The sequence below is a fragment of the Arthrobacter sp. NPDC089319 genome (assembly GCF_040684925.1).
In the GTDB taxonomy this organism is placed as follows: domain Bacteria; phylum Actinomycetota; class Actinomycetes; order Actinomycetales; family Micrococcaceae; genus Crystallibacter.
The window spans coordinates 67,822-81,231 of record NZ_JBFBGZ010000012.1; the positions used below are offsets into that span (position 1 = coordinate 67,822).

Annotated in this window: 12 protein-coding genes; 6 read left to right on the plus strand and 6 right to left on the minus strand. The window is 66.0% G+C overall.

Going from position 1 to position 13,410, the window contains the following annotated elements; genetic code table 11:
• Window positions 1–17: 17 nt before the first annotated feature.
• From AB0N75_RS16175 to AB0N75_RS16190, 4 genes are all read left to right on the plus strand, one after another.
• A complete protein-coding gene (locus tag AB0N75_RS16175) occupies window positions 18–1,049 on the plus strand; it encodes a mechanosensitive ion channel family protein (RefSeq protein ID WP_364651960.1) in 1,032 nt (343 codons plus the stop codon).
• A 221-nt stretch (window positions 1,050–1,270) separates the two neighbouring features.
• Complete coding sequence (gene sucC, locus AB0N75_RS16180) at window positions 1,271–2,434, plus strand: ADP-forming succinate--CoA ligase subunit beta (RefSeq protein WP_364651962.1); 1,164 nt, start codon at window positions 1,271–1,273, stop codon at window positions 2,432–2,434.
• 19 nt (window positions 2,435–2,453) lie between these two features.
• The gene (sucD, locus tag AB0N75_RS16185; RefSeq protein WP_127515255.1) at window positions 2,454–3,374 is read left to right on the plus strand and encodes a succinate--CoA ligase subunit alpha; all 921 of its coding nucleotides are present in this window, start codon (window positions 2,454–2,456) and stop codon (window positions 3,372–3,374) included.
• 118 nt (window positions 3,375–3,492) lie between these two features.
• A complete protein-coding gene (locus AB0N75_RS16190) occupies window positions 3,493–4,548 on the plus strand; it encodes a zinc-dependent alcohol dehydrogenase family protein (protein ID WP_364651964.1) in 1,056 nt (351 codons plus the stop codon).
• 79 nt (window positions 4,549–4,627) lie between these two features.
• On the opposite strand, the gene AB0N75_RS16195 is transcribed toward AB0N75_RS16190, so the two are convergent.
• Both AB0N75_RS16195 and AB0N75_RS16200 read right to left on the minus strand, forming a co-directional pair.
• Window positions 4,628–7,111, minus strand: coding sequence for an FAD-dependent oxidoreductase (locus AB0N75_RS16195; protein WP_364651966.1), 2,484 nt, complete (start codon window positions 7,109–7,111; stop codon window positions 4,628–4,630).
• Between the two features lie 150 nt (window positions 7,112–7,261).
• Complete coding sequence (locus AB0N75_RS16200; RefSeq protein WP_364651968.1) at window positions 7,262–7,612, minus strand: bifunctional 3-phenylpropionate/cinnamic acid dioxygenase ferredoxin subunit; 351 nt, start codon at window positions 7,610–7,612, stop codon at window positions 7,262–7,264.
• Between the two features lie 254 nt (window positions 7,613–7,866).
• On the opposite strand from AB0N75_RS16200, the gene AB0N75_RS16205 reads away from it, so the two are divergent.
• The gene (locus AB0N75_RS16205; RefSeq protein WP_364651970.1) at window positions 7,867–9,072 is read left to right on the plus strand and encodes an FAD-dependent oxidoreductase; all 1,206 of its coding nucleotides are present in this window, start codon (window positions 7,867–7,869) and stop codon (window positions 9,070–9,072) included.
• A 52-nt stretch (window positions 9,073–9,124) separates the two neighbouring features.
• Window positions 9,125–10,267, plus strand: a complete 1,143-nt coding sequence (locus AB0N75_RS16210) for an aromatic ring-hydroxylating dioxygenase subunit alpha (RefSeq protein WP_364651972.1) — start codon at window positions 9,125–9,127, stop codon at window positions 10,265–10,267.
• A gap of 91 nt (window positions 10,268–10,358) precedes the next feature.
• Here AB0N75_RS16210 and AB0N75_RS16215 read toward each other — a convergent pair whose 3' ends face one another.
• From AB0N75_RS16215 to AB0N75_RS16230, 4 genes are all read right to left on the minus strand, one after another.
• Window positions 10,359–11,168, minus strand: a complete 810-nt coding sequence (locus AB0N75_RS16215) for an IclR family transcriptional regulator (RefSeq protein ID WP_364651974.1) — start codon at window positions 11,166–11,168, stop codon at window positions 10,359–10,361.
• A 61-nt stretch (window positions 11,169–11,229) separates the two neighbouring features.
• On the minus strand, window positions 11,230–11,652 hold the full coding sequence (locus AB0N75_RS16220; RefSeq protein WP_364651976.1) for a cupin domain-containing protein: 423 nt from the start codon (window positions 11,650–11,652) through the stop codon (window positions 11,230–11,232).
• A gap of 4 nt (window positions 11,653–11,656) precedes the next feature.
• On the minus strand, window positions 11,657–12,484 hold the full coding sequence (locus AB0N75_RS16225) for a creatininase (RefSeq protein ID WP_364651978.1): 828 nt from the start codon (window positions 12,482–12,484) through the stop codon (window positions 11,657–11,659).
• A 113-nt stretch (window positions 12,485–12,597) separates the two neighbouring features.
• Window positions 12,598–13,410, minus strand: an 813-nt coding sequence (locus AB0N75_RS16230) for a M24 family metallopeptidase (protein ID WP_364651979.1), incomplete at its 5' end; no start/stop codon positions are given.

The following is a 13,410-nucleotide window of genomic DNA, read 5'->3' on the forward strand; positions in this document are numbered from 1 at the left end:
CCATGGATGGCGTGGACATGAATACCCTGGAACAGCTGGCGACCCCCTCCTTTTGGCTCGACACCCCGCTGCGCGTGTCGCTGATCCTGCTGGGTGGATTCCTGGCGAATATTGTCCTGCGGATGGTGATCAAACGCGTCACCGGAAAGATCGCGGACGGCGAGACCGCCAAGCTGGACAAATTCGATCCCGCCGCGGCGCGCAAGAACAGCAAAGACCCGCGCTACTGGCTGATGCAGGATTCGCCGATCGCCGCGGTTCGACGCGCCCAGCGTTCGAAGACGATCGGATCGGTGCTGCGTTCGATCACCACGATCGTGCTGGCCACGCTCACCATCCTGATGGTGCTCACCGAGCTGAAGTTCAACCTCGGCCCGCTGCTGGCCAGCGCCGGTATCGCCGGTGTGGCCATCGGCTTCGGCGCCCAGACCCTGGTCAAGGATTACCTGTCCGGACTGTTCATGGTCGCCGAAGATCAGTACGGCATCGGCGATGTGGTCGATCTGGGCGAGGCATCCGGCACAGTGGAGTCGGTCGGCCTCCGCGTCACCCAGGTGCGCGCCGTGGACGGCACACTGTGGCATGTCCGCAACGGCGAGATCCTGCGCGTGGGCAACTCCTCGCAAGGCTGGGCGCGGGCGGTGCTGGACATCCCGGTCCCTTACGACTCCGATGTGGAGAAGGTCTCCGAGCTGATCCTCAAGACCGCGATGGATCTGCGTGAGGACGAGGCTTACCGCAGGCTGATCCTGGACGATCCGGAGGTCTGGGGCGTTGAGGCCCTGACCGGCGAATCCGTGGTAATCCGGCTGGCGATCCGCACTAAGCCCTTGGAGCAGTGGGGGGTGGCACGCGAGATGCGGGCACGCCTGAAGGGTGCGCTGGCCCAGGAGGGGCTGCGGATCCCGCTGCTGAACCAGACCGTCATCAAGGGCAGCGCGCCCTCGACCGCCGCCGCGCAGGGTGGGGGCGCTGCGCAGGGCGAGCACGCCGCCCAAGGCGGGGACACCGCCGTCGTCGATCAAGCGGAAGTTGGCAGCAAGCATTAGCCGCACGGCGCCGATACCTCAACCCGTGACCATTCTACAAGTTGTAGAAGTGTGCCCTTGGCCACTAAAGCGGTAGTCTGGGACCGGCCCCCGACGCCAAAGGGACTAGAGTTCCCCATGGAGCATTGCAGGCATCCGTCCACCGTCCGTGGCTACCGTCACGGCCAACCGCGGATGCCGCTCCGAGTCAGAAACGACTTCGACGTAGAAGGACACAACCCGTGGACCTGTTTGAATACCAGGCGCGCGATCTCTTCGAGGCACACGGAGTACCCGTGCTGGCTGGAATCGTTGCGTACACCCCAGAAGAAGCCAAGGCAGCTGCTGAGAAAATTGGCGGCGTAGTTGTCGTCAAGGCTCAGGTGAAGGTCGGAGGCCGCGGTAAGGCCGGCGGCGTCAAGGTCGCCAAGACCCCGGACGAGGCATTCGAACACGCCTCCAACATCCTCGGTATGGACATCAAGGGCCACACCGTCAACAAGGTCATGATCGCCCAGGGTGCCGACATCGCCGAGGAGTACTACTTCTCCGTGCTGCTGGACCGGGCCAACCGCAACTACCTGGCCATGTGCTCGGTAGAGGGCGGCATGGAGATCGAGCAGCTGGCTGTCGAGCGGCCTGACGCCCTCGCCAAGGTTGCGGTTGACCCCGCCGTCGGCATCGACCAGGCCAAGGCCGACGAGATCGTCGCCGAAGCCGGGTTCGCCGAGGAACTGCGCCCGAAGGTGGCCGAGGTCATCATCAAGCTCTGGGACGTGTTCAAGAAGGAAGACACCACCCTGGTTGAGGTCAACCCGCTGGTCAAGACCGGCGCCGGCGACATTGTCGCCTTGGACGGCAAGGTCTCGCTGGACGAGAACGCCTCCTTCCGCCAGCCCGGCCACGAGGAACTTGAGGACAAGGACGCCGCGGATCCGCTCGAGGCCAAGGCCAAGGAGCTGGACCTGAACTACGTCAAGCTCGACGGCCAGGTTGGCATCATCGGCAACGGCGCGGGCCTGGTCATGTCCACCCTGGACGTGGTCGCCTACGCCGGCGAGAACCACGGCAACGTCAAGCCCGCCAACTTCCTGGACATCGGCGGCGGTGCCTCGGCCGAGGTCATGGCTGCGGGCCTGGACGTGATCCTCAATGACAGCCAAGTCAAGAGCGTGTTCGTGAACGTCTTCGGCGGCATCACCGCTTGCGACGCCGTGGCAAACGGCATTGTCAAGGCGCTGGAAATCCTGGGCGAGAAGGCCACCAAGCCGCTGGTCGTCCGTCTCGACGGCAACAACGTCGATGAAGGCCGGCAGATCCTGCTCAACGCCAACCACCCGCTGGTCACCCTGGCCCTGACCATGGACCAGGGCGCCGACAAGGCCGCCGAACTGGCCAACGCCTAAGGACCGAGGAACTAAGAATATGTCTATCTTCATCAACAAGGACTCGAAGGTCATCGTCCAGGGCATCACCGGCGGCGAGGGCTCCAAGCACACCGCACGCATGCTCCACGCCGGCACCAACATTGTGGGCGGCGTGAACGCCCGCAAGGCCGGCACCACCGTGACCCACGGTGAGAAGACCCTGCCGGTGTTCGGCACGGTCAAGGAAGCCATGGCCGAGACCGGCGCCGACGTCTCCATCGTCTTCGTGCCGCCGGCTTTCACCAAGGACGCCGTGGTCGAGGCCATCGAGTCCGAGATCGGCCTGGTCGTCGTGATCACCGAGGGTGTGCCGGTACAGGACTCCGCCGAGTTCTGGGCGCTGGCACAGTCCAAGAAGGACGCCAACGGCAACCAGATCACCCGCATCATCGGCCCGAACTGCCCCGGCATCATTACCCCGGGCGAGTCCCTGGTGGGCATCACCCCGGCGAACATCACCGGCAAGGGCGGCGTGGGCTTGGTCTCCAAGTCCGGCACGCTGACCTACCAGATGATGTACGAACTGCGCGACCTCGGCTTCTCCACCGCTATCGGCATCGGCGGCGACCCGGTCATCGGCACCACCCACATCGACGCCCTGGCTGCGTTCGAGGCGGATCCGGAGACCAAGGCCATCGTGATGATCGGCGAAATCGGCGGCGACGCCGAGGAACGTGCCGCCGAGTACATCAAGAACCACGTCACCAAGCCGGTTGTCGGCTACGTGGCCGGCTTCACCGCACCGGAGGGCAAGACGATGGGCCACGCCGGCGCCATCGTCTCCGGCTCCAGCGGCACCGCGCAGGCCAAGAAGGAAGCCCTCGAGGCCGCGGGCGTCAAGGTCGGCAAGACCCCGTCCGAGACCGCGCACCTGCTGCGCGAGGTGTACCCGGAGCACGAGGAAGCCTCCAACCTCTAGGCACACCGCCACCAGTTGACGAAGCCCGCCACCAACACAAGGTGGCGGGCTTCACTGTTTTCTGGCGGCCGCCGAGACCCGTTTAGGCTGGACACAACACCACTGCTCAGGAGGACACATGCGCGCTGCCATTATCCACGGACCGGGCGACATTCGGGTTGAAGAGCGCCCCGCTCCGGAAATCCTCGCCCCGACCGACGCCGTGGTGCGGGTGACGGCCTCCTGCGTCTGCGGCTCCGACCTCTGGCCGTACCGCGGCGCACGTGAGCCAGGGGATCCGCATCCCATCGGGCATGAGTTCATCGGCATCGTGGAGGCCATCGGCGACCAGGTCACTACCTTGTCCGTCGGCTACCTGGTGATCGCGCCGTGGGCGATCAGCTGCGGCCAGTGCCGGGCCTGCCGGGACGGCGTGCAGACGTCCTGCGAGCACCGGGCCAGCTGGGGAGGCACCGATGAGCATGGCCTGCCGGTCGACGGCGGCCAGAGCGAGGCGGTCCGGGTGCCACTTGCCGACGGCACGCTGGTGACCGTTCCCGGAGTCAGCCAGCCGGATGACGCCCTGGCCAAGAGCCTGCTCACGCTCTCCGACGTGATGGGCACGGGCCACCACGCGGCCCTCAGCGCCAAGGCCGGCCCGGGACGCACTGTCGTGGTGGTCGGCGACGGCGCCGTGGGGCTCTGCGGGGTACTGGCTGCCAAACGGCTGGGCGCGGAGCGGATCATCGCTATGTCGCGGCATGAAGACCGCGCGGCGCTGGCACGTGAGTTTGGCGCCACCGACATTGTCGCGGAACGCGGCAAGGCAGCGGCGGACCAAGTCAAGGCACTGCTCGGCGGCGTCCTCGCCGATTCAGTGCTCGAATGCGTGGGCACGGCGGAGTCGATGGACCAGGCGCTCCGCTGCACCCGGCCGGGCGGTGCGGTCGGTTTCGTGGGCGTACCGGTGGGCGGTGCCGAGTTGCCGGTCTGGACCCTGTTTCGTAAGAACATTTCCGTGGCCGGCGGCTCCGCTCCCACCCGACAGTATTTGCCCGAACTTCTCGAGGACGTGCTGGCCGGCAGAATCAATCCCGGCAGGGTCTTCGACGCCGTGATGCCGCTGGAGGACGCCGCGAAAGCCTACAGTGCGATGGACGAACGCCGCGCCATCAAGGTGCTGCTGCGGCCCTGAACACGCTGCGCCGCTGACCGCGCACGGCGTCACGACGCACATGGCCGCTGACCGCGCACGCCCAAGGACCATGCCGCCGTCAGCTGCGCAGCCGTTCCATGCCGGGATCGACCAGCGGTTCGGCGGCGACCGTGGCGGGAACGCGGCGACCGAAGTACTCGATCTCCACCGTGTCGCCTTCGGACGTGTCCGCGGGGAGCCAAGCGTAGGCCACCGGCCGCCCCACCGTGTAGCCGAACGCGGCGCTGGTGACATAACCGGACAGGTCGTTGTCCACATAGACCGGTTCCTTGCCCATCACCACCGACCGGCCGTCGTCGATGGTCAGGCAGCGCAGCCTGCGGGTCGGCGGCCCGGCAGCCGCCAGCGCAGAGGCACCAACAAAGTCGCCCTTGTCCGCCTTGACCGCAAAGCCGACGCCGGCTTCCTCCGGCGTGTGCTCGGTGGTCATGTCGGTGCCCCAGAGCCGGTACCCTTTCTCTAGCCGCAGGCTGTTGAAGGCCGCACGGCCGGCGGCGATGAGGCCCTGCTCCTGCCCGGCCTCGAACAGTGCGTCCCACAGCCGCAAGCCCTGGTCCGCAGAGGTGTACAGCTCCCAGCCCAGTTCGCCCACATAGGAAAGCCGCATGGCCGTGACCGTCAACCCGGCGATGCGCACCTGTGCCGTCCTGAAGTACTTCAGTGAAGCGTTGCTGAAATCGTCGGCGCTGACCTTGGCCATGACCTCGCGCGCCAGCGGCCCCCACAGTCCAATGCAGCACGTTCCCGGCGTGATGTCCGTGACCTGGGCCCACCGGGCCGGATCCGCTGCAGACTGCGCGGCCGCCTCGCCACGCAGGTACTCGTAATCGGCGTTGTTGTTGATGCCGGCCTGGAACCGTTCCGTCGCCAGCCGCGCCACGGTGATGTCGCTCCGGACGCCGCCCGCGGCATCCAGCAGCAGGCAGTAGGTCACCGCGCCGGGCCGCTTGTCCAGCTGGCCGGTGCTCAGCCGCTGCAGCAGCGGCAGCGCGCCCGGACCGGAGACCTCAACCCGTTTGAGCGGGGTCATGTCATACATGGCGACGGCGGTGCGCGTCTTCCACGCTTCGACGGCGGCAATGGGGGAGTGATAGCGGGCTGCCCAGACTTCGCGGTCGGGTTCCCGCCACTCCTGCGGCAGGTCGGCCAGCAGCGGCGCGTTCGCTTCGTACCAATGCGGGCGCTCCCAGCCGCCGGACTCCAGGAACACCGCGCCAAGTTCCTGCTGGCGGCCGAAGAACGGGCTGGTGCGCAGGTTCCGCGGCGACTCGCGCGGTTGTAGCGGGTGCAGCACGTCGTAGATCTCCACAAAGTTCTGCTGCGACGTCTGGCTGATGTAGTCCGGGGCCAGCTGCACATCTTCGAACCGGCGGACATCGCCGTCGTGCAGGTCCGTCTGCGACCTGCCGTCCACCAGCAGTTCCGCCACCGCCTTGGCCACGCCGGCGGAATGGGTCACCCACACGGCTTCCGCCAGGTAGAACCCGGCGACTTCCGGCGACTCGCCGATCAGCGGTCCGCCGTCGGGGGTGAAGGAGAAAATGCCGTTGAAGCCGTCGGTGATGCTGGCGCCGTGGAGCGCGGGCAACAGCCGCTGGCTCTCCCGCCAGGACGGATCGAAGTCCGCCGGCGTGAAGTCCAGCCGGGACGGCATCCGGTCGTCGGACATCTCGGCGGCCGGGACGGCGGGCAGCCCAGCCAGATCCACCGGCATGGGGCGGTGCGCGTAGGAGCCGATCCCGAGCCGGTCACCATGCTCGCGGAAGTACAGGTCCGCGTCCTGGTGCCGCAGGATGGGCAGCCGCGCACCGTTGGGCAGCTCGTTCCGGCCGGCCAGTTCCGGCAGGGCGGAAGTCTTCACATATTGGTGCGCTAGCGGGAGCAGCGGCACGGTCATGCCGGCCATTGCGCCCACCTTCGCCCCCCAAAATCCTGCGCAACAAACAACGACGTCGGCCGGCACCCTCCCGGTATCGGTCGCCACCGCGGTGACCCGTCCGCCGTCGTGCTCGATGCCTGTCACGGTGGTGGAACCGCGGAATTCGATTCCGGCGGCGGAGGCACGGGCAATCAGCAAGCGGACGGCGCGGGCGGCCAGCGCCAGGCCGTCGGAGGGGATGTGCAGGCCGCCGAGCACGTTGCCGGCGGGCAGCAGCGGATGATATTTCTCGCACTCATCCGGATCTATCAGCCGGGCCTCCACGCCCCAAGACGCGGCGAAGCCGGCCCTGCGCTTGAGATCTTCGAAGCGGGCGGGCGTGGTGGCCACCTCCAGCCCGCCCACTTGGTTAAAGCAGGAGAGGCCGTCAGCCGTCAGCGAGAGCATTTTGTCCACCGTGTAGCCGGCGAATTCGGTCATGGTCTTGGACGGGTTCGTTTGGAACACCAGCCCCGGGGCATGAGAGCTTGAGCCGCCGGCCAGATGCAGCGGGCCCTGCTCCAAAACGGTGACGTTTATCCAGCCGCGGGCGGCCAATTCATCCGCCAGGTTGGCGCCAACGATCCCGGCTCCAATGATGACTACGCGCGGGGTGGTGCTCATGCGGCAATGCTCCTTTAGAAAACTGGACGGGCCAAGGTGCGTGGACGGAATAGGCGGGTTTTGGGGGACATAGTGCACGGGTGGAATCTCCGGGCCGCGGCGGGCAGGTTGGTTGCTGGCTGGCGGTCGCCATCGCTCCCCGTCCGCCGACTACACGTGCCCGTCGACCTTCAGGCCGGGCGGAAGGTTGGGTGCCGCTTCCGACTCCTGGACCATGATGGTGCCGTCCTGGACGACCACCTCGTGGACCCGGACCGGCAGTTTAGCCGGTGGCGCGTCAACCCCGCCGGTGCGCAGATTGAATTTTGATGCGTGCAGCGGGCATTCGACTTCGCAGCCCTCCACCCATCCGTCGGCCAGCGAGGCGTCCTGATGGGTGCAGGTGTCGTCGATGGCGAAGAGTTCGCCTTCTTCGGTGTGGAAGACAGCGATGGGGGGCGATGTGTCCAGCCTGATGGCGTCGCCGGGTGCCAGCTGGCTCAACGGGCAGGCTTCGTGCATGGGGCGCCTTCTTTCTAGCCACCGCGAAACGCGGAAAGTTCCGTGCTGAACAACGATGTTCACAATAGGCAACAGTGTGCCCCGCCACATTCCGTTGTCAAGGGTCTGCCCGCATTTTTCCCCGCCCAAAAAATAGGCAGCGCAAAGCCCTTGACAGTGTGGGCGGGACTCTTCATTCTGTTTCACATAGCGCATCTTGTTGCGTACAGCGCTACTTGATGGACCCACCCGCTGCTGTTCTGAAAGGCCTCCCTATGCAGACCCTCGTCGTCATCGGGGCATCACTGTCCGGTCTCTCCGCTGCCCGCGCGGCACGCGCGCAGGGTTTTGCAGGCCGGCTGGTCATCGTGGGGGAGGAACTCCATCCACCCTATGACCGTCCGCCGCTGTCCAAGGACTTCCTGGCCGGTCGGATTTCTGAGGCGGACCTGGCGCTGTCGGAGGTCGACGACGATCTGGCTGCGGAGTGGATCCTTGGCGTGAAGGCCGAAAGCATGGACCCTGAGTCGATGACCGTAGAGCTCAGCAACGGACGGAGCCTCGCCGCGGACGGAATGGTACTCGCCACCGGCGCATCGGCGCGGGTCCTGCCCGAAGTCGATGGCTGCAGCAATGTCTTCACGCTCCGCACCCTCGACGACGCCCGTGCGCTGCGCGGGCAATTGCAGCCCGGCCGGAAAATGGTGGTGGTCGGCGCCGGCTTCATCGGCGCCGAAACCGCCTCGACGGCGCGTGACGCGGGCCTCGATGTGACGGTCATCGAACGTTCCGCCGCCCCGCTCTCCGGGGCCCTGGGTGCCAAAATGGGCGCTGCCGTGGCCGGTCTGCATGCCGCCGGGGGAGTGGACATGCTGTGCGGCACCTCCATCGCATCGTTCCGGAAAGATGGAAGCAGCGTCAGCCACGTAGTGCTCGACGACGGCCGGGAGCTTCCCGCGGACCTTGTGCTGGTGGGCGTCGGCGGGCAGCCGAACACCGACTGGCTGATCGGTTCCGGCATCCAGCTGGGCAACGGCGTGCTCTGCGACGCTGCGGGCCGCACCAACATCCCGTCGATAGTGGCCGTCGGCGACTGCGCGGCCTGGTGGAACCCTCGGTTGCAGGCACACCACCGGGTTGAGCACTGGACCGGTGCCCTGGAGCGTCCGGCCTTGGCCGTTGCCGCCTTGTTGCAGGGCGGGCCGGGGCCGCGGACGGTCGAACCACCGTATTTCTGGTCCGACCAGTACGGCTCGCGGATCCAATTCGCCGGGCATGTACACGGACACGACCGTGTCCAGGTGGAGCACGGCTGCCTCGAAGACCAGAGCTTCTTAGCCGTCTACTACGCGGGGGACGAACCGGTCGCCGTGTTGGGGGTCAACCAGGTCCGCCAGTTCACCAAGTGGCGCAAGTTCTTGAACCGCGAAGCCGAACGGTACGCGGACGCAGCGGCGGGCGCGTTGGCCGCAGCCTCCTAACCAGCCTTCCCCAACGAACACTGAAGACCATTCTGTATCCAAGGAGTACCGCATGACCGCTGAGATCGTCTCGGAGAGCCTGATCGCCACCTTGCCCGGCCACACCTATGTTGACGACGACGTCTTCCGGGCCGAGCAGGAACGTATCTTCGAGCAGATGTGGTTCTGTGCGGTCAGGTCCGCCGATCTGGACAAGGCCGGCGCCTATCGGACCGTGCAGATTGGGCGCGAATCGGTCATTGTGACCCGGAACCGCAAGGGCGTGGTACGTGCGTACTACAACATCTGCCGGCACCGGGGCGTCAAACTCTGCATCGAAGAGAGCGGGGAGGCAGGTCGTTCGTTCCAATGTCCCTACCATGCCTGGACGTACGATTTTGATGGCAAGCTCATCGCAGCGCCCAACCTGACCAAGATGCCGGACATCGACCGGCAGAAGTACGGGCTGGTGGACGTGCCGGTCCGCGAATACATGGGCTACGTGTGGCTGTGCCTGGCGGATGAACCGCCGTCCTTCGACGGCGATGTGGTCGGAGCGATCGAAGAGCGGCTGGGCGACGCCGGTGCGATCGCCGGTTACGACATCGCGAACCTCAGCCTGGGCCGCCGGATCAGCTACGACGTGAAGGCCAACTGGAAGCTCATCATCGAGAACTTCATGGAGTGCTACCACTGCGCCACCATCCACCCGGAGCTGACCGAAGTGCTGCCCGAATTCGCCGACGGACTCGCCGCGCAGTACTTCGTGGGACACGGCGCCGAATTCGGCGAGGACATCCAGGGCTTCACCGTGGATGGTTCCGAAGGGCTTGAACGCATTCCGGGCATCGGCGAGGACCAAGACCGGCGCTACTACGCCATCACCATCAAACCGACGGTCTTCGTCAACCTGGTGCCCGACCATGTGATCATCCACCGGATGTTTCCGCTGGCCGCCGACCGGACCGTGGTGGAATGCGACTGGCTGTACATGCCCAGCGTGGTGGAAGCGGGCAGGGACCTCACCGCATCGGTGGAACTGTTCCACCGGGTCAATCAGCAGGACTTCGACGCCTGCGAACGCTGCCAGCCGGCGATGAGCTCCAAGATCTACGCCAAGGGCGGGGTGCTGGTTCCCAGCGAGCACCACATCAGCGCGTTCCATAAGTGGGTCACGGCCCGCCTGGCGGAGCCAGCCGCCGTCGTCGTCAATTGACGTCCGCCGCAGTCACTTGAGAGCAGCCGCCGCCCCGACGGCGACCGGCCGCCGTCGTCGTCATGGGCAGCCGGTGCCACACCGGCACGGTTCAGCTCTCGCGGGAGTAGCCCATCCGGGCGCTGATGTCCTGCCCGGCCTGCTTGATGTCCTCGATCAGGCCGGGCATCTCCTGCGGCTTGAACCGGAACGCGGGACCGGAAATGCTGACCGAACCGATCACGGATCCCAAGTGGTCCCAGACCGGGACGGCAATGGAGTTCAGGCCGATCTCGAATTCCTCCCGGACCACGGCGTAACCGTTGGCGGAGACCAGCAGCAGCTCCTTCTCCAGCTTTTGCCGGGACGTGATCGTCTTCGCCGTCAGCGCCGGCAACCGCGTCTGCTTGACGATCTTCAAGCGGTCCTCCGAGCTGAGCCCGGCCAGCAGCACCTTGCCGCTTGAGGTGGCGTGCAGGGGCGTTAGGCTGCCGATCCAGTCGGACATTGCCAGAGTGGCGGTGCCCCGGGCCTGATCCACGTTGACGGCAAAGTTGGAGCGCAGCACCGCCAGGTTCACGGTTTCCTTGTACTGGTCGGCCAGTTGCTCCAGCACCGGCCGGGCCTCGCGGACCAGGCTCAGGTTTCCGGGGATGGAGTTGGCCAGTCGCAGGATGCCGAACCCCAGCTGGTACTTTCCGCGCTCGGTGTTCTGTTGGACCATGCCCCGGTGGTCCAGCGACGCCAGCAGCCGTGAGGCCGTGGATTTGTGCACGCCCATTTCCTCGGCGATGTCGCTGACTCCGGATTCCCCGCGCCGGGCCAGGATTTCCAGCACGGTGATGGCGCGGTCCACAGACTGCACCCCACGGTTCAGGTTGTCCGGTGATGCCTCGTCGTCGAGCTCTTCAGGTTCAGCCATGGGACCATAATCTCAAATTCCGTCCGGATCGACGCTGTTGGGACATGGCAGGGAGCGTCGCCTAGCCGCTCGTGGCGTCGCCGGCGCGGGCGGCCTTCGCCGAGCGGTGCGAACCGAACGCCGTGTAGTCGGCCGTGCCGGGCTCTCCCCAGACGACCAGCACGCGCAGCGGTCCGGAACCGGTATTGGCCAGATCATGCTCCGAGCCCACCGGCGCCAGCACCGCGTCGCCCGCGGCCAGCTGGTGAACCTGGCCGTCCACCGTCATCCGCGCCGCTCCCTCCAGCACCAGATAGAGTTCCTCGAGCGCGCGGCTGCTGTCCGGATGCGAGTGCATGCCTTCGGTTCCGCCCGGCGGCAGCTCCCATGTCTGCACGGCGACCGGCAGGCGGGACTGTTCGTGGAACAGCCACTGCATCGTCACCGGTGCCGTGCCGCCGTGGAGGTTGTAGTCAAAGGCATAATCGCCGCGTCGTTCCAGCATGTCGTCAGAGCGCGCCGACGGATTCGGGATTGTTCTGGCGGGCCGGCTGCGGCGCCGCGACGGGAAACTCGTGGGAGAGGGCTGCGGCCATGCCAGCGGAGGCACGTTCCAGCAGGATGATGCCCTTGCCGGACGTCGCCTCGGCGGCGGAGGAGAGGCAGCCGGACGCCGGGGTCAGTTCGGGCCTGACCGGCAGGACGTCGTAGTTGGGCAGGACGGCGGGCGGGGCATCGACCACTTTGTCCATCCGGACCCGCTCCGGGTACAAGTGCAGCATCAGCGATGTCTCCAGCACGCCGCCGTGTTCCAGATCCCAGCCGGTGAAGCCGTTCGGGTACAACTCGGCGATGGTGGCGTCGTCAACAAAGTCCCAGTAGGAGAGCAGCACCACTTTTGCGTCGTCGATGCCGCTCTGGTGCAGCTCGCGGAGCGCCAGGTCGACTCCTTCGTACAGGAACTGGTAGTTCTCAAAGTGGCCGTTGATGAAGGCGATGTTCCGGGCACCGTGCCGGGCAAATTCCAGCGTCAGTGTCTTCGCGATGGCAATCATGGTGGTGGCGTCCAGGCTGGTGGTGCCAGGGAGGTGGTTGCCGCCCCCCGAACGCTGCTGGGACTTGTAGCCGTAGACCACCGGTGCGGCGACCAATGCGTCGATTGCCTCGGCTGTTGCTCCGGCCAGGGCCTTGGAGAGGAGCACATCGACATTGAGCGGCATGTGCGGGCCGTGCTGTTCGATGGAGCCAACGGGTATCAGCACCACGGCGTTGTCCTGGCTGATGCGTTCGCGGTAGGTAAAGGCGTCGAGTTCTTCCATGTACACGCTGGTGCGCATGCTGTCTCCAAGATCGTGGTTGCTGGTCCGGCCGCGAGGGCAAGGCCTTGTTAATGCAGGGGATAGGGTCCTGCTGTGGCGGGACCGCGAGGTCTCGCCACAGCAGGGTTAGGTCAGGCCTGGATGATGTTGTTTTCCGGGCCGAAGCCGAATTTGGTGATGTTTTCGACGCTGTTCTCGCCAATCACGAGGATGTCGTGTTCGCGGTAGCCGCCGGCACCGGGTTCGCCGTCGGCTACGGTGATCATCGGTTCCATGGAAACCACCATGCCCGGTTCCAGGACGGTATCGATGTCCTCGCGCAGTTCCAGACCGGCCTCGCGTCCGTAGTAGTGCGAGAGGACGCCGAAGGAGTGGCCGTACCCGAAGGTGCGGTTCGGAAGCAGCCCGTGGCCGATGTAGATCTCGTTCAACTCCGCCGCGATGTCCTTGCAGACCGCGCCGGGCTTGATCAGTTCCAGGCCGCGGCGGTGGACTTCCACGTTGACGTTCCAGAGTTCGAGGGAGCGCTCGTCTGGCTCGCCCAGGAACAGTGTCCTCTCCAGTGCGGTGTAGTAGCCGGAAGTCATCGGGAAGCAGTTCAGGGACAGGATGTCGCCGCGCTGCAGCTTGCGCGTGGTGGCCCAGTTGTGTGCGCCGTCGGTGTTGATGCCGGACTGGAACCAGACCCAGGTATCGCGGACTTCGCGGTGCGGGAAGGTGCGGGCGATCTCGTGCACCATGGCTTCGGTGCCGATCAGTGCCACTTCGTACTCGCTGATGCCTTCGCGGATGGCTGCCTTGATGGCCTCGCCGCCCAGGTCGCCGATCCGTGCGCCGTGCTTGATGACTTCGATTTCCTCGGCCGACTTGATCATCCGCTGGCGCATGGCGTCTTGGGAGACGTCGAGCAGTTCGGCGCCCTCGAAGGCGGCCTGGATGCGCTG